Here is a 20,752-nt window from a genome sequence, read left to right as displayed (position 1 = left end):
TGCCCGTGAGACAACGCCCGGCATGTCCGTGTCAGTCGCGGGGCGCCTCGGCCTCGGGTGCGGAGTGCGCCTCGGCGAGGGCCCGCAGGGCCCGGGCGTCGGCGACCGCGCGCTGCCGGGCGATGCCGGGCTGGATGCCGAGGGCGGGCAGGCTGGTGCCGTCGCTGAGGTCGAGGAAGACCCAGGGATCACCCGAGCGGAGGTTCACCTGAAGGATCTCCGCCCACTCCAGACGGCGCCGGTTCACGATGTTGACCACCGTGACGCCGGCCTCGTCGGCGACGATTTTCGGCCGGGCCAGCAGGAACAGCACACCGGCGAGCAGCGCGGCGGTGAACACGAAACTGATCCGCTCCCCCGGGCCCAGCCCGTCGAGGAGCAGCCCGATCAGGCTGACCACGACGAACAGCGCGACGCCCGCGGTGAGCAGCACGGCGCGGGTGCGGCCGGGCCGGAACGTGACGGGCAGCTCGGGCAGCTCGGTGCCGGACATGGTGGCTCTCCCCGCCCCGTCAGAGACGGCAGGCGTGGATCGCCGTGGTGAGGATGGCGCGGGCCCCGATGTCGTAGAGGTCGTCCATGATGCGCTGCGCCTCCTTGGAGGGGACCATCGCGCGGACGGCGACCCAGCCCTCGTTGTGCAGCGGGGAGACGGTCGGGGACTCGAGGCCGGGGGTCAGCGCGACGGCCTTCTCCAGCTGCTCGACCCGGCAGTCGTAGTCCATCATCACGTAGGTGCGGGCGACGAGGACGCCCTGGAGGCGGCGCAGGAACTGCTGCACCTTGGGGTCCTCGCCGTCGGTGCCGGTACGGCGGATGACGACGGCCTCGGACTGCATGATCGGCTCGCCGACGACCTCGAGGCCCGCGTTGCGCAGGGAGGTGCCGGTCTCGACGACGTCCGCGATGACCTGGGCGACGCCGAGCTGGATGGCGGTCTCGACCGCGCCGTCGAGGTGGACGACGGAGGCGTCGATGCCGTGCTCCGCGAGGTGCGCGGCGACGATGCCCTCGTAGGAGGTGGCGACGGTCTTGCCGGTGAGGTCGGCGGGGCCGGTGATCGTGCCGGGCTTGGCCGCGTACCGGAAGGTGGAGCGGGCGAAGCCGAGCGGCAGGATCTCCTCGGCCTGGGCGCCGGAGTCGATCAGCAGGTCACGGCCGGTGATGCCGATGTCGAGCTGCCCGGAGGCGACGTAGATCGCGATGTCGCGGGGGCGGAGGTAGAAGAACTCGACCTCGTTGACCGGGTCGACGATCCGCAGCTCCTTGGACTCCCTGCGCTGCTGGTAGCCGGCCTCATGCAGCATCTCCGCCGCAGGTCCTGACAGGGAACCCTTGTTGGGGACGGCGATGCGCAGCATGAGGTCGGCTTCCTTTGCGTGGAGGGTGGTGCGGTGCGGTGGTGGCTTACAGGTGGGCGTAGACGTCGTCGAGGGAGATGCCGCGGGCGACCATCATCACCTGGACGTGGTACAGCAGCTGCGAGATCTCCTCGGCGGCCGCCTCCTTGCCCTCGTACTCGGCGGCCATCCAGACCTCGGCGGCCTCTTCGACGACCTTCTTGCCGATGGCATGGACGCCCTGGTCCACCAGCTCGGCGGTGCGGGAGGTGGCGGGGTCCCCGTGGGCGGCCTTGTGCTGGAGCTCGGTGAAGAGCTCCTCGAACGTCTTCTTGGACATGGTGGTCCTTACCCTACGCGGTGACGGGGACTGCTCACCGCCAGGGTTCGGACACCGAGCGCAGGCAGGCGGCGGTGGCGACGGCCGCGGTGACCGCCTCGTGCCCCTTGTCCTCGCGGGAGCCGGGCAGTCCGGCGCGGTCGAGGGCCTGCTGTTCGTCGTCGCACGTGAGGAGGCCGAAGCCGACGGGGACACCGGTGTCGACGGACACCTGGGTGAGCCCCTGGGTGACGCCCTGGCACACGTAGTCGAAGTGGGGCGTGCCGCCGCGGATGACGACGCCGAGGGCGACGATCGCGTCGTAGCCCCGGCCGGCCAGGACCTTGGCGACGACGGGCAGTTCCCAGCTGCCGGGGACCCTCAGCAGGGTCGGCTCGTCGATGCCGAGGTCGTGCAGGGCGCGCAGGGCGCCGTCCACCAGTCCGTCCATCACCTTCTCGTGCCACTGTGCCGCGACGACGGCGACCCGCAGATCACCCACATTGCGTACCGTCAGCTCCGGTGCACCCTTGCCGCTCACGTCTCTCCTCGTGGTTCTTGTTACTGGTTGCCGCAGGCGGGCACGGTCGGCGTGTCCAGCCAGGGCAGGTCGTGGCCCATCCGGTCCCGCTTGGTGCGCAGGTAGCGGAGGTTGTGCTCGCTCGCGGTGACGGGCATCGGCTCGCGCCGGACGACGTCGATGCCGTGGCGGGCGAGCGCGTCGGACTTGTCGGGGTTGTTGGTCAGCAGGCGGACGCTGCGGACGCCGAGGTCGGCGAGGATCTGCGCGCCGGCCGCGTAGTCCCGGGCGTCGGCGGGCAGGCCGAGTTCCAGGTTGGCGTCGAGGGTGTCACGGCCGCGCTCCTGCAGTTCGTAGGCGCGCAGCTTGGACATCAGGCCGATGCCGCGCCCCTCGTGGCCGCGCAGGTAGACGACGACGCCCCGGCCCTCGGCCTGGATGCGGTCCAGGGAGGCGTCGAGCTGGGGGCCGCAGTCGCAGCGCTGGGAGCCGAAGACGTCGCCGGTGAGGCACTCGGAGTGCATCCGGACGAGGACGTCCGCGCCGTCGCCGATCTCGCCGTGGACCAGGGCGACGTGCTCGACGCCGTCGACGGTGGAGCGGAAGCCGTACGCGGTGAAGGTGCCGTGGGCGGTGGGCAGCCGGACCTCGGCCTCGCGGCGGACGGTGGGCTCGCTGCTCCGCCGGTAGGCGATCAGGTCCTCGATGGAGATGATCGACAAGCCGTGCTTGCGGGCGAACGGGACCAGTTCGGGCAGCCGGAGCATGCGGCCGTCCTCGCCGGCGATCTCCACGATGGCGCCGGCCGGGCGCAGTCCCGCGAGGCGGGCCAGGTCGACGGCGGCCTCGGTGTGGCCGTCGCGTTCGAGCACGCCGCCGGGGCGGGCGCGGAGCGGGAAGATGTGGCCGGGACGGACGAGGTCGTCCGGCGTGGCCGTGCCGGAGGCCAGCAGCTGGAGGGTGGTGGCCCGGTCGGAGGCGGAGATGCCGGTGGTGACGCCGTGCGCGGCGGAGCCGTCGACGGTGACGGTGAACGCGGTCCGCATGGACTCGGTGTTCTGCTCCACCATCTGCGGGATGCGCAGCCGCTCGAGCTCCTCGCCCGTCATGGGCGCGCAGATCATGCCGCGGCACTCGGTCATCATGAAGGCGACGATCTCCTCGGTCACCTTCTCGGCGGCGACGATCAGGTCGCCCTCGTTCTCCCGGTTCTCGTCGTCGACGACCACCACGGGGCGGCCGGCGGCGATGTCGGCGATCGCCTGCTCGACGGGGTCGAGCCGGAGGTCGAGATCCTCTGTGTCATAGAGGATCGGCGGGATCGAAGGGGTGGCGCGCAGCGCCTCGTTCGGGGTGGTGGCGGGTGACGGGCGGGCGGTCATGCGGGCGCTCCTTCCAGTGCGGGCCGCGCGTCGCGGGAGCGCAGCCACCAGTCGCGCATGCCCCACAGGACGAGTGCGCCGTAGATGACGTAGACGAAGCCGGAGAAGGCGAAGCCGTTGGCGAAGTTCAGCGGGACGCCGACGAGGTCGACGAGCAGCCAGGCGAACCAGAACTCGACCATCCCGCGGGCCTGGGCGTACATCGCGACGATGGTGCCGACGAAGATGTAGGCGTCCGGCCAGGGGTCCCAGGACAGGGACGGGTAGGCGGTGAAGAGGCCTCCGACGGCGAGGGTGCCGAGGGCGGCCCCGGCGAGCAGCACGCCCCGCTCGCGCCAGGTGGCGAACCGTACGGCGACGGAGCCGTCCTGCGCCCGCTGCCGGCCGCGGTTCCACTGGAGGAAGCCCCAGACGGCGACGAGCATGACGACGACCTGCTTGCCGGCGCTGCCGGAGAGGTGGGCGGTGGCGAAGGCCGTGAACAGGATGAGGCCGGAGACGAACTGGGCGGGCCAGGTCCACAGGGAGCGGCGCCAGCCGAGGGCGAGGCCGATGAGACCGACCACGTTGCCGATCATGTCGGCCCACTTGATGTGCTGGCCGAAGAGGGTGAAGGCCTCGGAGTTGAGCCAGTTCACCGGGTGGCCCCCTCGCCCGCGACGCGGTCGCCGAGCATGCGCTCGACGTACTTGGCGATGACGTCCACCTCGAGGTTGACCGGGTCGCCGGGCTTCTTGATGCCGAGGGTGGTCAGGGCGAGGGTGGTGGGGATGAGGCTGACGGTGAAGTGGTCGCGTCCGGCGTCGACGACGGTGAGGCTGATGCCGTCGACGGTGATGGAGCCCTTCTCCACGACGTAGCGGCTGAGGTCCGCCGGGAGGGAGATCGTGACGATCTCCCAGTGCTCGGAGGGGGTGCGGTCGAGGATCTCGCCGGTGCCGTCGACGTGGCCCTGCACGATGTGGCCGCCGAGGCGGTCGCCCACGGCGGTGGGCCGCTCGAGGTTGACGCGGGAGCCGACGGCGAGGGCGCCGAGGCTGGAGCGCTTGAGGGTCTCCGCCATGACGTCGGCGGTGAATTCGTCGCCCTCGTGGTCGACGACGGTGAGGCACACGCCGTTGACGGCGATGGAGTCGCCGTGTTTCGCGCCCTGGGTGACCACGGGGCCGCGCAGGCGGAAGCGACAGGCGTCGTCGAGGGTCTCGACGGCGGTGACCTCGCCCAGCTCTTCGACGATTCCGGTGAACACTTCCCGGGTCCTCCTGCCTCTTCGGGCACGGACTCCGGGGCTGTCGATGACGACAGATCACGAGCGAGGACACCAGGGGCGACGCCGGACAGGGCTCGCCCTGAGGGCGAACCGGTACGGCGGCGCGCATGGATGCCCGCCCGCCGCGCACTGCCTCCCATCCGGACTTTAACCGTCGGTCCAGGAATTTCACCTGGTCAACCGGCCGCTGGAAGCGACCGGGTCGCGGACTGTAACCGCCGGTTCGGACTTTCACCGACCCCGGAGTGCGCTGCTACTGGTACAGCCCCAGTCTGCCACGGCCCCGACTCGGCCACGCGGGTGAGGTGTGTGGAGTGAGTCACAGCGGGCGACGTGGAGGCAACCGAGGGTCGCACGATGCACAACTGCCCCGGGTATGCGCCCCGTTGGCGCCCCCTCCCGCCTCCGGCGAGTGGTCCATACCCATTGACCCGGGTGGTCTAGTCCTCTTAGGGTCCGAGCCACCTCCGCGGAGCGCCGGCCGGACCAGAATCCGCCGCGCTCCTCCTCCGACCGGCCCGGCGGCGGTGACGACGGCCCTTGCCCGCCGCCGGGTCCCACCACGCGCGCGGATGCGCCCGGCGCCCGCCCCGGCGAAGCTGGACCCCGTACGGCGCCACGCGTACGACACCCCAGGGCGCCCGTGTCCGGAGGGACTTGAGCAGCATGACCACGATTCTGGTGACCGGCGGTACCGGAACCCTCGGCCGGCATGTCGTCACGCGGCTGCGGGCGGGCGGCCACGACGTGCGGGTGCTCACCCGTCACACCCCGCCCTACGACGTCGACCTGCGCGAGGGCGACGACGGGCTGGACCGCGCCCTGGACGGCACGGGCACCGTCGTGCACTGCGCCACCTCGGCGCGCGGCGGCGACGAGCAGGCCGCGCGGAACCTGATCGCGGCGGCGCGGCGGGCCGGAGTGGAGCATCTGGTCTACATCTCGATCGTCGGCGTGGACCGGGTGCCGTACCCCTACTACCGCACCAAGCTGGCGGTGGAGCGGCAGTTCGAGGACTCCGGGACCGGCTGGACGGTGCTGCGCGCCACCCAGTTCCACGACCTGCTGTTCCGGCTGTTCCAGGGCCTGTCGAAGTCACCGGTGATGCCGCTGCCCGCCCGGGTGAAGGACCAGCCGGTGGACGTCAGGGAGGTCGCGCACCGCCTGGCCGAACTCGCCCAGGGCGCCCCCGCCGGCCGCGCGGAAGACATGGGCGGTCCCGAGATCCGCACGCTCCACTCCCTGGCGCGCGGCTACCTGGACGCGTCGGGCCGCCGGCGCGCCGTGGTGAAGATCCCGCTCCGCGGCTCGGCGTACGAGGCGTTCCGCGCGGGGGGCCACCTGGCCCCGGAACGGGCGGTCGGGAAGCGGACGTTCGAGGAGTACCTGGCGGAACGGTTCGCGGTGACGGGGGGTCCGCGATAGGCGCCCAAGGGCGCCGGGCGAGGCCCGGCCCTGCTCGCCGCTGGACGCCAGCTGGCAACACCGGGTTCAGGGCGGCCTGGCCCGCCGGGAAACCCCTGCTCGCCGCCGGGCGGCCACCCGGAGCGCGGGGCAGCAGCCCGACCCGCCGGAACCACTGCCCGCCGCCAGGCGGGAGACGCGGCGCAAGGCGGGGCGGCCAGCCGGGCCCCGCACGCCACCGGGCGGCCACCCGAAGCACGGGACAGCAGCCCACCCCGCCGGAAACCCCTGCCCGCCGCCGGGCGACCACCCGCAGCGACCCTGCCCGCCGGAAACCCCTACTCACCGCCAGGCGGGAGACGCGGCGCAAGGCGGGGCAGCCAGCCGGGCCCCGCACGCCACCAGTCGGCCACCCGAAGCACGGGGCAACAGCCCACCCCGCCGGAACCACTGTCTGCCACCAGGGACCACCCACGGCGACCCGACCCGCCGGAAACCCCTACTCGCCGCCAGGCGACCACCCGCAGACACCAGGCAAGGCGGCCCCGCCCGCCGCCCGGCGGCCACCAGCAGACCCCGGGCAGAGCAGCCCGGCCCGCCGGGACCCCCGTCAGTGCTCCGGCACCCCGAACAATTCGTCCTGGGCGTGGTCGCGGGCCGTGAGCAGTGCCCCCCGCAGGACCGCCCCTCCGCCCAGGGTGCTGGGGCGTACCTCGACCGGGAGTGGGGACATCGCCGTCAGGCGGGCATGGACGCGGGACGCCAGTGTCTCGCCGCCCGCCCGGCCGATCTCGCCGCCCAGGACCACGCACCCGGGGTCCAGCAGCGCGACCACGGAGGCGACGCCCACCGCGACCCGGTCGGCCAGGGTGTCGAGGAAGCGCGTGTGCGCCGCGGTCTCCGGTGACGACACGGCGGCGAGAACCGCGCCCGCCGCCTCCGGGTCGGACCCGGGCTCGGGTACGACCCCGCATTCCGTCGCGAGCTGCGCGACCGCCGCCGCGCCCGCCAGGGAGTGGAAGCCGCCCGCGCAGTCGGTGGCCGAGGGCAGGCCCCGGGTGCCCGGGACGGGGAGGAAGCCGATCTCGCCGGTGCCGCCGGAGGCGCCCCGGCGCAGCGTGCCGTCGAGGATCACGGCGGCGCCCGTGCCGTGGCCCAGCCACAGCAGGACGAAGGTGTCCCGGTCATGGGCGGCCCCGTCGCGCTGCTCGGCGAGGGCGGCGAGGTTGGTCTCGTTCTCCACGCTGACCCGGGCCTCGGGCAGCCGTTCCTGGAGGGCGGCGACCAGGCGCCGGTGCCATTCGGGCAGGCCGGTGGAGTCGCGGAGTTCGCCGGTCGCGGGGTCGATCAGGCCGGGCGCGCCGATGCCCACCGTGTGCAGCCGGTCGGCGCCGGCCTCCTTGGCCGTCCGCTCGACCAGGGCGACGGCCTGCTCGACGGCGGGACCGGTGCCCGTGTCGTCGGCGACGGTCAGGGACGCCTCGGCCAGCACCCGGCCGACGAGGTCGGACACGGCCAGGGCGACGCCCTCGGTGCGCACGTCCAGGGCGGCGAGGTGCGCGCGGCCCGCGACGATGCCGTAGAGCTTGGCGTTGGGGCCCCTCCGGGGGGCGCGGGCCTCGCCGGCGACCTCGATCAGGCCTGCGGCGGTGAGGCGTTCGACCAGGTCGGCGACGGTGGGCCGGGACAGTCCGGTGAGCTCCTTCAACTGCCCGGCGGTGAGCGGGCCCTCCTGCTGGAGCAGGCGCAGGGCGAGCCGGTCGTTGATGGCTCGGGCGGTGCTCGGGGATGCGGCCATGCCGGGATCCTTCCAGATCAGCGGGCCCGGCCGGCGGGGGCCGTCTCCCGGGATACCCCGTTTCTTTCAGGCAGGGTTCCTGATAGTTTACGGCGGCGCGCACAGCAGGGGGGAACGCGCACACGACAGCGGTGGATCAGGGAGGGGCGGGTCGATGAGTGCAGTGGTTCACACGCCACGCGAGGTGAAGCGGGCGCGGTACGCGGTGGCCGCGGTGTTCGCCGTGCACGGCGCGGTCACCGGTTCGTTCGCGACCCGGGTCCCCTGGATCCAGGACCACGCGGGGGTCAGCGCGGGCCAGCTGGGCCTGGCGCTGGCCTTCCCCGCGCTGGGCGCGTCCCTGGCGATGCCGCTCGCGGGCGGCATCTCGCACCGCTTCGGCGCCCGCAACGCGCTGCGCGGACTGCTCGCCCTGTGGACGCTCGCGCTGATCCTGCCGTCCCTCGCCCCGAACCTGCTGACCCTCTGTCTGGCGCTGTTCGTCTACGGCGCCTCGGCGGGCATGTCGGACGTGGCGATGAACGCCCTGGGCGTCGAGGTGGAGAACCGGCTCGACCGGTCGATCATGTCGGGCCTGCACGGCATGTGGAGCGTCGGCGCGGTCGTCGGCTCGGCGGCCGGCACGCTGGCCGCGCACCTCGGCTCGGACGCCCGGCTGCACCACGCGCTGGCGGCCGCCGTGCTGACGGTCGTGGGCTTCGCGGCCTGCGCCTGGGTGCTCGACCTCCAGCCGGCCGAGGACGAGGAGCCGCCGCCGCGCTTCGCGCTCCCGCCCCGCTCGGCGCTGCTGATCGGCGCGATCGGCTTCTGCGCGGTGTTCGCAGAGGGGGCGAGCCTGGACTGGTCGGCGGTCTATCTGCGCGACCAGCTGGAGACGTCGGCGGGCCTCGCGGCGGCCTGCACCACCGGTTTCACGCTCACCATGGCGGTCGCCCGGATCGCGGGCGACCGGGTGGTGGACCGCTACGGGGCGGTGCGCACGGTCCGCGCGAGCGGTGTGGTCGCCCTCCTCGGAGGCCTGCTGATCGTGTTCGCCGGCCATCCGGCCGTGGCGATGACCGGCTTCGCGCTGATGGGCCTGGGTATCGCGGTGGTCGTCCCTCTCTGCTTCGCCGCCGCGGGCCGCAGCGGCTCCAACCCGAGCCTGGCCATCGCGGGCGTGGCGACCATCACCTACACCTCGGGACTGATCGCCCCGAGCGCGATCGGGATGCTGGCCCAGGCGACCAGCCTGATGGTGTCGTTCGTACTGGTGACGCTGCTGACGTGCGGCATCGCGGGCTTCGCCGGGGTGCTGCGCGCGGGCGACCGGGTGAAGGTCACGCGTCCGGACGCAGCAGTTCCCGAGCCGCGCCCCTGAACGCCTCGCTCCAGGGCGCCGGGCGCAGGGTCGTGGCGTCCAGCCGCACCAGCACCCGGCTGCCCCGGGCGTAGGTCACGGCGCCGTCCGGCGAGCAGAACCGGAAGCCGTAGGTGAGCCCGGTCGTGCCGAGCCGGTCCAGCCAGAGGTGGACGGCGTAGGGACCGGGCCGGGTGACCGGGGTCTCGTAGGTGAGGCGCAGTTCCTTGACCGCGTTGCAGGCGTCGCCCGCGGCCACCCAGTCGCCGTCGAAGGTGACGCCGTGGGCCTGCCACAGCTCGGCCCAGGCGCGCTCGACGAGCAGCGGGTAGCGGGCGTTGTGCAGCAGCCCCAGCGCGTCGAGGTCGTCGAAGTGGACGGTCACGGGGATCAGCCGGCCGTAGGAGAGGGCGGGCGTCGCGGGCGGGGCTTCGGCGGTCACGGGCGGTGCTCCTGGGACGTACGGGATCGGTGCCATGTGCATCGATCGACGGCGTGCCCTCATCCTAAGCGGACGCTCAGCAGCGCCCGGGTGCCCGCCCACCTGTGCGAACCACTCCTCTGCGGGCCGCACAATGGTGCGGACACGCTGGCCGCACGACGAAAGCGACAACCCATGGATCTCGGCGTCCGCTGGAAACTGCACGGAGACGGACGCACTCCGGCACCCGGGGCGGTGGTCCGTCCCGACGAGCGCCTCTCCTGGCCGCGCACGGCGGGCCTGGGCGCCCAGCACGTGGTCGCCATGTTCGGCGCGTCCTTCGTGGCGCCCGTCCTCATGGGCCTGGACCCCAACCTCGCGATCATGATGTCGGGCGTCGCCACCATGGTCTTCCTGCTGGCCACCCGCGGCCGGGTGCCCAGCTACCTGGGCTGTTCGCTCTCCTTCGTCGGCGTCGCCGCGGTGATCCGGGCGGACGGCGGCTCCAGCGCCACGGTGACGGGCGCGGTGTTCGTGGTGGGCGGCGCGCTGTTCCTGGTGGGCCTCGCGGTGCGGAAGTTCGGCGCGCGGATCATCCACGCGGCGATGCCGCCCGTGGTGACCGGCGCGGTGGTCATGCTGATCGGCTTCAACCTGGCGCCGGTGACCGCCTCGACGTACTGGCCGCAGGACCAGTGGACCGCGCTGTTCGTGATGCTGTTCACCGGACTGGCCGTGGTCTGCCTGCGCGGCTTCTGGTCCCGCATCGCGATCTTCCTCGGCCTGATCTTCGGGTACGTGCTGTCCTGGGCGCAGGACCGGGTCTTCGGGCAGATCCACTCGGCCGACGCGAGCGGCAAGGTCACCGACCACTGGCGTCTGGACCTGTCCGGCGTGGGCCGGGCGGACTGGATCGGCCTGCCGGACTTCCACGGGCCGTCGTTCGAGTGGTCGGCGATCCTGGTCGCCCTGCCGGTGGTCATCGCCCTGATCGCCGAGAACGCGGGCCATGTGAAGGCGGTCGGCGAGATGACCGGCGACAACCTGGACGACAAGCTCGGCACGGCCATCTCCGCCGACGGCGTCGGCTCCATGCTGTCCACCGCGGTCGGCGGCCCGCCCAACACCACCTACTCCGAGAACATCGGCGTGATGGCCGCGACCCGCGTCTACTCCACGGCCGCCTACTGGGCCGCCGCCGGCTTCGCCCTGCTGTTCGGCCTGTGCCCCAAGTTCGGCGCGGTCGTGGCGGCCGTCCCCGGCGGGGTGCTGGGCGGCATCACCGTCATCCTGTACGGCATGATCGGCCTGCTGGGCGCGCAGATCTGGCTCAACGCCAAGGTGGACCTGCGCAATCCGCTGAACCTGGTGCCGGCCGCGGCGGGCATCATCATCGGTGTCGGCAACGTCTCGATGGAGTTCACCGACACCTTCTCGCTCAGCGGCATCGCCCTCGGCACGGTCGTCGTCATCACCGGCTACCACGCGCTGCGCGCCTTCGCGCCCGCCCACCTGAAGACGCAGAAGCCGCTGCTCGACGAGGGCACGTCCTCCTACGACACGGGCGGCTCCGACGAGGATCAGCGCGCCAAGTCGTAGGCGTACGACGGGCTGAAGGTCCCCGGCGCGCCCTTGCAGCCGTCGGACTCGCCGGGGAGCTTCACCCACAGGTAGGCGTCGATCCGGGCCTCGCCGGTGCTGAGCGTGGGGGCCCGGCCCAGGGTGCGGCCGGCGGGGTCGCACCATTCGCCGTCGGCGGGGGCGCCGTTGCCGTTGCGGCTGGTGTCGATCACCGCGCCGAGACCCGAGCCGCCGAGGGCGTCGAGCACGGCGCGGTCGTAGGCGATCTCGTCGGCGGTGGCGTGGAAGTTGGACACGTTGCTGAAGACGCCGTCCGACGACGCGGGCGAGGCGGCCCCGGCCTGACGCAGCAGGTCCGCCTGTTCGGCGGGCGTGCGCCAGCCGGAGTGCCCGGCGTCGTAGTAGACGCGGGCGCGGGGGTTGGCCTGCTTGAACACGCGCCCGGCGCGGGCCAGCGAGGCGAACCGCTCGGCACGCTGCCCGGCGGACAGACAGTCGGCCTGCGCGACCGAGTCGGGCTCCAGGATCACCACGGCCTCCCCGTTGCCGAGCCCGGCGGCGAACCGGTCGATCCAGTCGTCGTAGGCGTCGAGATCCGGGGCGCCGCCCTCGGAGTAGCCTCCGCAGTCCCGCCCGGGAATCGCGTACGGCACGACGACGGGCACCCGCCCCTGCGCGGCCCCGCCGGACGTCACCGCCCTCACCCGCGCGGTCACGGTGTCGGGCGACCAGTCCGCGAACCACACGGCCGCCGGCTGATCGGCGATCCGCGCCTCGATGACGGGCCGGCGCGGGTCGTCGGGATGCGCCCGCACCCAGTCGAGCACGCGGGAGGCGGGGTGGCGGTAGAGCCGTGACGAGGCCGCGGTCCTCTTCACCCGCGGCGACGCGGAAGCCGGCGCGCTCGTCCGCTTCGGGCTGACGGTCGGCGACGCGGACACGCTGACCGATGGGGAAGCCGAAGGCACAACAGGCAGCGGAACGACACTGGGTGACGCGGACGGCACGGGCCGCGCCTCGGGCACGTCCGGCCCCTCCCCCGTCGCCGAGATCACCCCGGACACGGTGCCGGCCGCGACCACGACCGAGGCCGCCGCGACCATCGTGGCCCTCCGTGCGGCACGCCGGCGTTCCGCGCGGCGCGCCGACAGTTTCCGGGCACGCGAGCCTGCCACCTTGTGCTTCCCCCCTCCCCCACGGCGGGCGCGTTCCCCCGTTCCGGGGAAGCGCCGGGCCCGCCGTCACTGGAGTCAGACTAAAGGTGTCACCCTGCGCTCATGGCGCAATGCGAACAAGTCCTCACCCCGGTCGACGGGGTCGTCGCCCGTCTGCGCGCCCTCGACGCGGCCCTGCCCGCGCGGGACGGGGTCGCGGTCTTCAACCGTGTCTACCTCGCCGTGACACAGGCGGTGGACCGGAGCGTCGACGCCGGTCTGTTCCCCGACGCCCGTGCGGTGATCACCCTGGACGTCCGCTTCGCGGAGTACTACCTCGCGGCCGTCGACGCGGCGGCGGACGGCCGGCGTCCCCCGGCCTGCTGGCGTCCGCTGTTCCAGCTCCGGCGCCATCCCGGCGTGCGTCCGGTGCAGTTCGCGCTGGCGGGCATCAACGCGCACATCGGGCACGACCTCGCGCTGGCCGTCGTGGACACCTGCCGTACGCTCGGCTGCGAACCCGCCGACCTGGAGGACGAGTTCGAGGCGGTGGGCGAACTCCTGCTTACGCTGGAGGAGCGCATCCGCGACGAGCTGGTGCCCGGCCCCGAGTCCCTGCGCATCGCCGATCCGCTGACCCATCTGCTCGGCGCGTGGAGCCTGGACCGCGCCCGGGACGCGGCGTGGACGGCGGCGCGCGCCCTGTGGGCGCTGCGCCGACTGCCCGACGTGGCGGCGGAGTTCACCGAACGGCTGGACACCGCGGTGGGGTTCGCGGGCCGCATGCTGCTGACTCCGCTGCCCGACTGACGTCAGTCCTCCGGGAGTTCGACGGGCGCGATCTCGTCGTACAGGTCGCCGGGACCCGGGTTGGTCGGGTCGGTGGCGCCGCCGAACTGGTGCATCACGCCCCACACCGCGTTGAGCGCGGTCTGCACGGCGCCCTCGGCCCAGCCGGCCGTCCACGAGATGTCGTCACCGGCGAGGAAGATGCCCCGCTTGTCCTCGGGCAGCCGGTCCTGCATGAAGTGGGTGAACAGCCGCCGCTGGTAACGGTAGTGGCCCGGCAGGTTGGCCTTGAACGCGCCCATGAAGTACGGCTCGTTCTCCCAGGAGACGGTCACCGGGTTGCCGATGATGTGCTTCCTGATGTCGACCTTCGGGTAGATCTCGCCGAGCGACTTCAGCATGACCTCCATCCGCTCGTTGGCGGACAGCGGAAGCCACTTCAGACTGTCGTCGCACCAGGTGTACGACAGACAGATGACGGCCGGCTTGTCGGGCCCGTCGTCCAGCAGATACGTACCGCGGGTCATGCGGTCGGTGAGCGTCATCGACATGACGTCCCGCCCGGTCTCCTCGTCCTTGTCCAGCCAGAACGGCCGGTCCACGGGCACGAAGAGCTTCGAGGACTCCATGTAGTGGGTGCGCTCGATGGCGGTCCAGTGGTCGATCGGGAAGAGCGAGTCGTCGCAGTCGATCTTCGACAGCAGCATCCAGGACTGGGCGGTGAAGACGGCCGCCTTGTAGGTCCGGATGTCACCGTTCGCATCCGTCACGGTGATGCGGTTCCCGGCGGTCCGCCCCAGCCGCGTCACGGCGGGCCGCGGCTCACCATCGGCATGCAGGGACTTCAGCGAGGTCCCGTAAGGCCAGTGGACGATCTTCTCGGGCTCCCTCTCCCACATCCTCAACGGCAACTGCTGCGAGCCACCAACGATCCCCCGATGATGGTCATCGGCCTCGGTGTAGACGACCCGCAGAATCTCGAGAATCGAATTGGGGAAATCGGTGTCCCATCCCCCGGTCCCGAACCCGACCTGCCCGAAGATCTCCCGGTACCGGAAGGACTTGAAGGCCTCGGACTCGCACAGGAACCCGTAGAACGTCTGGTTGTCGAGCTTCTCGACGAGCCGCGACCAGATCTCCCGGATCCGCGGCACGTCCCGCTCGCGCAGGGCGCGGTTCATGTCGGAGAAGTCGGCGCCCTCCTCCAGGCACCGGTTCCACGCAGCAGCCACGTCACGGTAGACCTGCGGCAGATCGTCCATGGTCTCGGCGTAGTGCGACTCGCCCTTGAGGTCGACGACGGTCGACGGGGTCGCCTCGGCCAGCGGGTTCGGGAAGGGCCGGGTCTCCAGCCCCACGAGGTCGATGTAGTGCTGCAGGGCCGTGGACGACGGCGGGAACCGCATGGCGCCCATCTCCGCCGTCAGCGACGGGTCGCACCCCTCGAACCCGACGGTCCGCAGCCGCCCGCCGATCCGGTCGGCCTCGTACACGACGGGCTTGAGCCCCATCTTCATCAGCTCGTACGCGGCGACGATCCCGGACAGCCCACCGCCGATGACGGCGACCTCGGTGCCGTGCTCGGTGGCCGGCACCTGCCCGATCCCGGCGGGGTGGGCCAGGAAGTCGTCGTACGCGTACGGGAAGTCAGGGCCGAACATGGTGATCGGCGGCTGCTGCTCGTCGGCGTGCTCGACGGCGTTGGGCACCGTGGACGTCATGGGGCGGGGACTCCTTGCAGTGGTGGTACGAGGGGAAGATCAGACGAGGGACCCGTAAAGGGGCGTCCGGCGGTCCCGCAGATACGGGTTGGCCTCGCGGGACGCGGCGAGAAGCACGGGGTCGACGTCGGCGAGGAGCAGTTCCTCAGTACGTCCACCCCGAACGCGGGCGGTCCCGTCGGGCCCGGCCAGCGTGGACAGGCCCACGAACTCGAACTCGCCCTCCGGGCCCACCCGGTTGACGTACGCGATGTACATCTGGCTCTCGAAGGCGCGCACGGGCACGACGGACTCGGCGACGAACTGGTACGGGTGCAGCTGGGCCGTGGGCACGAGCAGCAGATCGGTGCCGGCGAGGGCGTGGGCGCGGACGTTCTCCGGGAACTCCACGTCGTAGCAGATCATCAGCCCGACGGTGAGGCCGTTGAGCTCGGCCTGCACGACCGTGTTGTCACCCGGGGTGAAGTGGTCGCGCTCGAAGCAGCCGTACAGATGCGTCTTGCGGTAGTTCGCGAGACGAGCCCCGCTGGGGCCGACGAGCTGGACGGAGTTGTACACCGCGTCGCCGGTGCGCTCGGGGTAACCGTAGGCGACGGCGAGCCCGTGCCGGTCCGCGATCTCGGCGACCGCGTCCGCGGAGTCGCCGTCCTCCGCCTCGGCGAGACGGCCGAGGTCGTCGCCGATGGCGTAGCCGGTGAGGAAGAGCTCGGAGGTCACCAGCAGATCCGCGCCTGCCGCGGCCGCGCGTGCGGCCGCGTCGTCGAGAACCTTGAGGTTCCGGACGACGTGACCGGGGTGGCCGGAGCTTTGGAGCAGGGCGGTGCGCATGGGTGATCCTCACCGGGGAGGCGGGGGGTCGGGGTCAACCTTGAAGGTACGGGCGGGTACCTGTACGGGACAAGGAGAAGCTGTTGCGCACCGGGGCGGTGGTTGTTGCGTCTCGGACGCGGTTTTCGGCGATTTGTTGCGTGGAGGCCCTTGCGCATCTGGCTATGACGGGGTGCCGCCGCACACGGGGGAACAGGCACCGGCGCTGGTGCGGGCCGGAGGGTGTTGGCGCACCTGGCGCCAACAGGGCACCGCCGCGCCCACCCGCCCCCACTCTCGGCTTCGCTCGAGCGGGAGGTACCCCCATCGCCCTGGGGGCACCTCCCAGGCCCTTAAGGCACTGGGGGAGGCACGAATGCCCGCAGATCGCGGCAGCCGCCCGCGGATTGGGGGACGGGTGCCCGCCACTGGTGCCGATGTAGCCGCCCGCGGCGGGGAGGGGACGGGGTGGGGGTGGGCGCCCGCAGCGGCTGGCGCGTCCGCGCCCTTCACGTACAAACACGCACTCTCGCGCCAGACCGAGGACGACCACCCCCACCGCGGCCCCGCACCACCCACCACCCGTAGGCGCTACACCCGCCCCCACCGGACAGGACGATGCGCCGCAGGCGTCAGACCTCAGCCCCCACCGGACACAAACCTGCGTCGAACCTCAGCCACCCCCAACCCCGCCGCCAGCACCACATACGGCACCGAGGCCACCGCGAAAGCGGCCCCGTGCCCATGCCCCGACGCGACCACCGCATAACCCGCGAACACCGTCAGCGTCACCACCTCCGTCCCCAGCCCCGCCACCGACGTCAGGGTCGCCCGCCCCGCCGACTCGATCCGGTGCTGCAGCCGCGCCTCCGCCAGCACCGTCGCCGCCTGGAACGCACCGAACGCCACCGCCACCAGCAGCACCACCCCCGCCACACTCCCGACAACAGCCCCCACCGCCAGAGCAACCCCACCCCCACCCAGCAGCACAGCCAGCCCGACCGTGCCGAACCGCTCCCCCTCCCCCGCCAGCAGGCTCCCCGCCGTGGCCCCGCCCCAGATCACCAGCAGCACCCCCGGCACCGCCGCATCGCCGACCCCCGCCTCCCGCACCAGCAGCGGCGCGTACTCGTCCAGCGCCCCCCACACCGCGGCGACAACCGGCACCAGCAGCACCGCACCCCGCACCGACCGGTCCCGCCGAGCCTCACGCACCCCGGCCCGCAGCACGGCACCCCAACCCTGACGCCCCGCACCTTCGCCCGCGCCCCGATGCTCAGGAAACCTCAGCGCCGTGACGGAGGTCAAAACGCACACCAGCACACTCGCCGCCCCCACGGCCGCATGCCCGCCCCACGCCAGCACAGGCCCGGCCGCCCCCATCGCAGCCATCACGGCGACCAGCCCCGCCGCCCGCGCCCGCCCCAGCACACGCGCGTACCGGTCCGCAGCCCCGCCCCGCTCCAGCTCGTCGTAGACGAGAGCCTCCAGCGCTCCGGAGCACAACGCCCCGCCGATCCCCCACAGCACGAACCCCACCGCGAAGGCGCCGTACGACGGCACAAGCACCCACACAGCGAACCCGGCGCCCGTCAGCAACGGACCAAGAACGAGCAACAGCCGACGCGACACCGCGTCGGCCCACGCCCCCGACGGCACCTCAAGGACCACGGCGGTGACGGACCACAGGGCGAACAACGACGAGATCTGCCACACGGACAGCCCGGCGTCGCTGAAGAGCAGCGCGTACACCGGGTACAGCAGAACGAATTCTTCGAGGAACGAGTAGCCGTACAGCGTGGTCGTGAGCCGACGCACGCGCACGTCGACGGCACGCGTGGGCGTGAGAGTCATGAGGCCTTCCCGTAAGGGCGGTTCGGACACCGGACGCTGAGGTCGAACGGCGCCCGAGGCGGCCCTCGGGAAGCACTACGCGTGGATCCGCTCGTGGATCAATGTCGCCAGGTCATACCCCCGAGGGTAGCCCCCCACCCCTCGGCGGCACCACGACGTTCCCCTTCCGCTTGAGCCGCTGCCACGGCAGCCGGTACCCGCTCAGCGCGGTCAGACAGGCCTGCACCAGCACCAGGTACATCACCTGCCGGTACACGACCTGCTGCACCGGCAGCGCCCACAGCGGCCGCAGCGACTCCCCGTCCAGCCGGAAGGCGTACGCGGCGCACACCCCCTGCACCGCCAGCACACCGCACCAGGCCAGCAGCGTGAGCGCCGCGTTCCCGAACACCAGCCCGTACACGGTCAGCAGGTCGATCAGCGGGGCGAGCAGCGGTGTCAGGATCTGGAACACCGCCAGCAACGGCAGCCCCACCCGCCCGAACCGCCCGGCGTGCCCCCGCTCGACGAGGGCGTGCCGGTGCTTCCACGCGGCCTGCATGGTGCCGTAGCTCCACCGGTACCGCTGCCGCCACAGCTGTCGCAGCGAGTCCGGCGCCTCGGTCCAGGCGACGGCGTGCTCGGCGTAGCGCACCTCCCAGCCGGCCCGGTGCAGCGCCATCGTCAGGTCGGTGTCCTCGGCGAGGGTGTCGCCGCTCAGCATGCCCGCCTGCCTCAAGGCGGTGACGCGGAAGGCCCCGACGGCCCCGGGCACGGTCGGCATGCAGCGCAGCAGGTCGTACATGCGCCGGTCGAGGTTGAAGCCCATGACGTACTCGATGTGCTGCCAGCGGCCGAGCATGCCGTGCCGGTTGCCGACCTTGGCGTTGCCGGCGGCGGCGCCGACGGACGGGTCGGCGAACGGCTGGACGAGACGCCGCACGGTCGAGGGCTCGAAGACGGTGTCGGCGTCCAGCATCACGACGATCTCGTGCGAGGCGCGCAGCACACCGGTGTTGAGCGCGGCGGCCTTGCCCCGGTTGGGGGTCCGCACCACGGTCACACCGGGCAGCCCCAGCGCCTCGGCGGCGTCGGCGGTCCCGTCGTCGGAGCCGTCGTCCACGACGACGATCTCCACGGGGTGGTCGCTCGCGACCAGCGACCGCAGCGTCTTCCCGATGCACACGACCTCGTTGTACGCGGGCACGACGACGGACACCGGCCCTACGACAGCCGACCCCGGCCCCGCCCGTCCCCGCCGCCGCGCGAGCCGCGCATGCCGGTGCGCCAGCCCCAGCATCACCACGCACCGCCCAAGCACCAGCCCCCCGACCACCAGCAGCAGCGCCCCCAGCACGGACACCGTCGTCCCCGACACGGTCACGGCGGTCACGAACACCCACCCCCGCCACCGCTCCGGGGTGTCGACACCGCCCGTGAGGCGTTCGACGCCCACCACCTCGGCGACCGTGGAGAAGCGGTAGCCGTCGGCCTTGAGCCGCGGCACCAGCATCTCCAGCGCCCGCACGGTCTGCGAGCGGTCGCCGCCGGAGTCGTGGAGCAGCACGATCGTGCCCCGGCCGGGGACCTCGGGGACGGCCGCGTCGGCGATGGCCCGGGCGCCGGGCCGGCTCCAGTCGCGGGTGTCCTGGTCGACGAAGGCGAGCACATACCCCTTCTCGCCGAGGTACCGGGCGACGGACCACGAGGGCCCGTCCAGCGCGCCGATGGTCGAGGAGTACGGCATCCGCACGAGCGAGCTGTGGACGCCGGCGGCCCCGGCGAGGGCGAGCTGCGTGAAGGCAAGCTCCCGGTCGACCGCGTCCTCGGACTGCGCGGCCAGGTCGGGATGGGAGAAGGTGTGCACCCCGATCTCGTGTCCCGAGCGGATGAGGTCCCGTACGAGATCGGGGTGGCGGGCGGTCTGCCGTCCGGTGACGAAGAAGGTGCCCGGCACGTCGTGCCGGTCGAGGACCTCCTGGATGCGGGGCGTCCATGTGGGGTCGGGTCCGTCGTCGAAGGTGAGCACGACGGTCCGGGCCGGCGCCCGGTACGTATGCGGCGGGTCGTGGCCGGCGTCGACGACCGGTCCCCCGCCCGCGACCTCCCCGGGCACGCCCACCCCGCTCCGTCCGGCCCGCTCCCCGCGGCCCTCCTGGTCCCCGGCGAAGCCGCGGGAGGTGTATCCCTCGACGGCGAGGACGGAGACGACGAAGGCCAGCAGGAGCAGGGGCACCACGATGCGGAACCAGCGCCGCCGCGGCACGGGCGTCGCGGGCGCGGACGGTGGGCCGACCTGCCGGTGCGGTCGCCGCCGCATCAGGGGGTCCCGGCGGCCGGCGGGTCGTCGGGCGGGGTGGTGCCAGGGTTGTCGGACGGCGCCTCGGGGGTGGACTGCGGGGACCCGGGCGGCTCGGACGGGTTGTCCGTGCCGGGTGCCGACGGTTCGTCGGTGCCGGGCGGCGGGGCCTCGGAGTCACCGCCGTCGTCAGGCGCGGACGGCTCGCCGCCACCCGGCTCGCCCGGCTCCTCGGGCTCGCCCGGCTCCTCGGGCTCGCCCGGCTCCTCCGCGCCACCGGGCTCCTCGGACTGCTCCGACCCGTCCGTGACCTCGACCCCGCCCGGCTCCGGCGGCTCCGGCGGCTCCACCGGCACCCCGGCGACGCTCCCGGGATCGGCGCCGGGCGGCAGAAGCAGCACGCCCGCCGGGTCGTCCCCGGCCCCAGCGATCAGCGGGACGACCGGCATGCCCGGACCCACCCCGGCCCCGGCGTCCTCGGGCGACCGCTCGTCACCCTCCGCGTCCTGCCGCAGGGGCGCCGTCGGCGAGGACTCACCGGGCAGCGGCGGCAGCAGGGCCTCCGGGGCGAACGGGGTCGCCCCCATCAGGCTCAGCGCGAGCACACTCAGATATCCGGCCGCCAGGCCTGCGGCCCCGTACCCCGTGCGCCGCAGCAGCCGGGCCCGACGGCCGGAGGCGTCGACGAAAACCGGACCCGGCCCCTCGGGCTCACCGGTCACCGCACCGGAATCGGAGGGCTGCCGCATATGCCCCAGATTACGCCGATTCAGCG

The 20,752-nt window shown here is 72.8% G+C and carries 19 protein-coding genes and 1 riboswitch; of the genes, 4 read left to right on the top strand and 15 right to left on the bottom strand.

Annotated elements, in window-relative coordinates; genetic code table 11:
- Positions 1 to 31 precede the first annotated feature (31 nt).
- The 7 genes from ACQY0Z_RS18695 to ACQY0Z_RS18665 are packed head-to-tail and all read right to left on the bottom strand — an operon-like array spanning position 32 to position 4,810.
- Positions 32 to 493, bottom strand: coding sequence for a PH domain-containing protein (locus tag ACQY0Z_RS18695; protein ID WP_189901221.1), 462 nt, complete (start codon positions 491 to 493; stop codon positions 32 to 34).
- Between the two features lie 19 nt (positions 494 to 512).
- On the bottom strand, positions 513 to 1,361 hold the full coding sequence (gene hisG, locus ACQY0Z_RS18690) for an ATP phosphoribosyltransferase (RefSeq protein ID WP_019523709.1): 849 nt from the start codon (positions 1,359 to 1,361) through the stop codon (positions 513 to 515).
- Positions 1,362 to 1,407: 46 nt separating this feature from the next.
- On the bottom strand, positions 1,408 to 1,680 hold the full coding sequence (locus ACQY0Z_RS18685; protein WP_189901222.1) for a phosphoribosyl-ATP diphosphatase: 273 nt from the start codon (positions 1,678 to 1,680) through the stop codon (positions 1,408 to 1,410).
- Between the two features lie 34 nt (positions 1,681 to 1,714).
- Entirely contained in the window at positions 1,715 to 2,200 is a 486-nt protein-coding gene (gene ribH, locus ACQY0Z_RS18680) for a 6,7-dimethyl-8-ribityllumazine synthase (RefSeq protein ID WP_189901224.1), read from the bottom strand.
- A gap of 20 nt (positions 2,201 to 2,220) precedes the next feature.
- Complete coding sequence (locus ACQY0Z_RS18675) at positions 2,221 to 3,561, bottom strand: bifunctional 3,4-dihydroxy-2-butanone-4-phosphate synthase/GTP cyclohydrolase II (protein ID WP_254586283.1); 1,341 nt, start codon at positions 3,559 to 3,561, stop codon at positions 2,221 to 2,223.
- Positions 3,558 to 4,199, bottom strand: a complete 642-nt coding sequence (locus ACQY0Z_RS18670; RefSeq protein ID WP_254586282.1) for a nicotinamide mononucleotide transporter family protein — start codon at positions 4,197 to 4,199, stop codon at positions 3,558 to 3,560. The genes ACQY0Z_RS18675 and ACQY0Z_RS18670 overlap by 4 nt, the downstream gene beginning before the upstream one ends.
- A complete protein-coding gene (locus ACQY0Z_RS18665; RefSeq protein ID WP_019523713.1) occupies positions 4,196 to 4,810 on the bottom strand; it encodes a riboflavin synthase in 615 nt (204 codons plus the stop codon). Before ACQY0Z_RS18665 ends, ACQY0Z_RS18670 begins: the two co-directional genes overlap by 4 nt.
- Positions 4,811 to 4,953: 143 nt before the next feature.
- A riboswitch (FMN riboswitch) is annotated at positions 4,954 to 5,084 on the bottom strand.
- A 413-nt stretch (positions 5,085 to 5,497) separates the two neighbouring features.
- Between ACQY0Z_RS18665 and ACQY0Z_RS18660 the strand changes: the two genes are divergently transcribed.
- A complete protein-coding gene (locus ACQY0Z_RS18660) occupies positions 5,498 to 6,256 on the top strand; it encodes an SDR family oxidoreductase (RefSeq protein WP_439812554.1) in 759 nt (252 codons plus the stop codon).
- Positions 6,257 to 6,845: 589 nt separating this feature from the next.
- Here the strand turns inward: ACQY0Z_RS18660 and ACQY0Z_RS18655 are convergent.
- The gene (locus tag ACQY0Z_RS18655) at positions 6,846 to 8,033 is read right to left on the bottom strand and encodes an ROK family transcriptional regulator (RefSeq protein ID WP_254586280.1); all 1,188 of its coding nucleotides are present in this window, start codon (positions 8,031 to 8,033) and stop codon (positions 6,846 to 6,848) included.
- Positions 8,034 to 8,187: 154 nt separating this feature from the next.
- Here ACQY0Z_RS18655 and ACQY0Z_RS18650 point away from each other — a divergent pair, with 154 nt between their 5' ends.
- On the top strand, positions 8,188 to 9,393 hold the full coding sequence (locus ACQY0Z_RS18650; protein ID WP_189901233.1) for an MFS transporter: 1,206 nt from the start codon (positions 8,188 to 8,190) through the stop codon (positions 9,391 to 9,393).
- Here ACQY0Z_RS18650 and ACQY0Z_RS18645 read toward each other — a convergent pair.
- Positions 9,353 to 9,814 (bottom strand): acyl-CoA thioesterase, encoded by a 462-nt coding sequence (locus ACQY0Z_RS18645; RefSeq protein WP_381728129.1) that lies wholly within the window; start codon positions 9,812 to 9,814, stop codon positions 9,353 to 9,355. The genes ACQY0Z_RS18650 and ACQY0Z_RS18645 overlap by 41 nt on opposite strands.
- 174 nt (positions 9,815 to 9,988) lie before the next feature.
- On the opposite strand from ACQY0Z_RS18645, the gene ACQY0Z_RS18640 reads away from it, so the two are divergent.
- Entirely contained in the window at positions 9,989 to 11,392 is a 1,404-nt protein-coding gene (locus ACQY0Z_RS18640; RefSeq protein WP_254586279.1) for a uracil-xanthine permease family protein, read from the top strand.
- Here the strand turns inward: ACQY0Z_RS18640 and ACQY0Z_RS18635 are convergent.
- A complete protein-coding gene (locus tag ACQY0Z_RS18635; RefSeq protein WP_381728131.1) occupies positions 11,374 to 12,477 on the bottom strand; it encodes a glycoside hydrolase family 6 protein in 1,104 nt (367 codons plus the stop codon). The genes ACQY0Z_RS18640 and ACQY0Z_RS18635 overlap by 19 nt on opposite strands.
- Before the next feature lie 174 nt (positions 12,478 to 12,651).
- Between ACQY0Z_RS18635 and ACQY0Z_RS18630 the strand changes: the two genes are divergently transcribed.
- Positions 12,652 to 13,338 carry a DUF5995 family protein gene (locus ACQY0Z_RS18630; protein ID WP_189901241.1) on the top strand — a complete coding sequence of 229 codons (687 nt, stop codon included), beginning with the start codon at positions 12,652 to 12,654 and terminating at the stop codon, positions 13,336 to 13,338.
- Positions 13,339 to 13,340: 2 nt separating this feature from the next.
- Here ACQY0Z_RS18630 and ACQY0Z_RS18625 read toward each other — a convergent pair whose 3' ends face one another.
- The 5 genes from ACQY0Z_RS18625 to ACQY0Z_RS18605 form a co-directional block, all read right to left on the bottom strand.
- Positions 13,341 to 15,038, bottom strand: a complete 1,698-nt coding sequence (locus ACQY0Z_RS18625; protein ID WP_189901243.1) for a flavin monoamine oxidase family protein — start codon at positions 15,036 to 15,038, stop codon at positions 13,341 to 13,343.
- A gap of 39 nt (positions 15,039 to 15,077) precedes the next feature.
- Positions 15,078 to 15,866 (bottom strand): carbon-nitrogen hydrolase family protein, encoded by a 789-nt coding sequence (locus tag ACQY0Z_RS18620; protein WP_347225686.1) that lies wholly within the window; start codon positions 15,864 to 15,866, stop codon positions 15,078 to 15,080.
- A gap of 618 nt (positions 15,867 to 16,484) precedes the next feature.
- Positions 16,485 to 17,699, bottom strand: a complete 1,215-nt coding sequence (locus ACQY0Z_RS18615) for an MFS transporter (protein ID WP_439812553.1) — start codon at positions 17,697 to 17,699, stop codon at positions 16,485 to 16,487.
- 112 nt (positions 17,700 to 17,811) lie between these two features.
- Entirely contained in the window at positions 17,812 to 19,998 is a 2,187-nt protein-coding gene (locus ACQY0Z_RS18610; protein WP_439812552.1) for a bifunctional polysaccharide deacetylase/glycosyltransferase family 2 protein, read from the bottom strand.
- Positions 19,998 to 20,726 (bottom strand): hypothetical protein, encoded by a 729-nt coding sequence (locus ACQY0Z_RS18605; RefSeq protein WP_439812551.1) that lies wholly within the window; start codon positions 20,724 to 20,726, stop codon positions 19,998 to 20,000. The genes ACQY0Z_RS18610 and ACQY0Z_RS18605 overlap by 1 nt, the downstream gene beginning before the upstream one ends.
- Between the last annotated feature and the right edge of the window lie 26 nt (positions 20,727 to 20,752).

Origin of the sequence: Streptomyces sp. P9-2 (assembly GCF_051903975.1) — a bacterium.
Taxonomy (GTDB): Bacteria; Actinomycetota; Actinomycetes; order Streptomycetales; family Streptomycetaceae; genus Streptomyces; species Streptomyces cellulosae.
The sequence above is the reverse complement of the archived record's forward strand: the minus strand, read 5'-3'. Positions and strand labels throughout refer to the sequence as shown.

Bases quoted from the DNA above. Each gene is read 5' to 3' on its own strand.
- ACQY0Z_RS18695 (WP_189901221.1), bottom strand. From the start codon at position 493: ATGTCCGGCACCGAGCTGCCCGAGCTGCCCGTCACGTTCCGGCCCGGC.
- hisG (WP_019523709.1), bottom strand. From the start codon at position 1,361: ATGCTGCGCATCGCCGTCCCCAACAAGGGTTCCCTGTCAGGACCTGCG.
- ACQY0Z_RS18685 (WP_189901222.1), bottom strand. From the start codon at position 1,680: ATGTCCAAGAAGACGTTCGAGGAGCTCTTCACCGAGCTCCAGCACAAG.
- ACQY0Z_RS18675 (WP_254586283.1), bottom strand. From the start codon at position 3,561: ATGACCGCCCGCCCGTCACCCGCCACCACCCCGAACGAGGCGCTGCGC.
- ACQY0Z_RS18660 (WP_439812554.1), top strand. From the start codon at position 5,498: ATGACCACGATTCTGGTGACCGGCGGTACCGGAACCCTCGGCCGGCAT.
- ACQY0Z_RS18655 (WP_254586280.1), bottom strand. From the start codon at position 8,033: ATGGCCGCATCCCCGAGCACCGCCCGAGCCATCAACGACCGGCTCGCC.
- ACQY0Z_RS18650 (WP_189901233.1), top strand. From the start codon at position 8,188: ATGAGTGCAGTGGTTCACACGCCACGCGAGGTGAAGCGGGCGCGGTAC.
- ACQY0Z_RS18640 (WP_254586279.1), top strand. From the start codon at position 9,989: ATGGATCTCGGCGTCCGCTGGAAACTGCACGGAGACGGACGCACTCCG.
- ACQY0Z_RS18635 (WP_381728131.1), bottom strand. From the start codon at position 12,477: ATGGTCGCGGCGGCCTCGGTCGTGGTCGCGGCCGGCACCGTGTCCGGG.
- ACQY0Z_RS18630 (WP_189901241.1), top strand. From the start codon at position 12,652: ATGGCGCAATGCGAACAAGTCCTCACCCCGGTCGACGGGGTCGTCGCC.
- ACQY0Z_RS18625 (WP_189901243.1), bottom strand. From the start codon at position 15,038: ATGACGTCCACGGTGCCCAACGCCGTCGAGCACGCCGACGAGCAGCAG.
- ACQY0Z_RS18620 (WP_347225686.1), bottom strand. From the start codon at position 15,866: ATGCGCACCGCCCTGCTCCAAAGCTCCGGCCACCCCGGTCACGTCGTC.
- ACQY0Z_RS18615 (WP_439812553.1), bottom strand. From the start codon at position 17,699: ATGACTCTCACGCCCACGCGTGCCGTCGACGTGCGCGTGCGTCGGCTC.
- ACQY0Z_RS18610 (WP_439812552.1), bottom strand. From the start codon at position 19,998: ATGCGGCGGCGACCGCACCGGCAGGTCGGCCCACCGTCCGCGCCCGCG.
- ACQY0Z_RS18605 (WP_439812551.1), bottom strand. From the start codon at position 20,726: ATGCGGCAGCCCTCCGATTCCGGTGCGGTGACCGGTGAGCCCGAGGGG.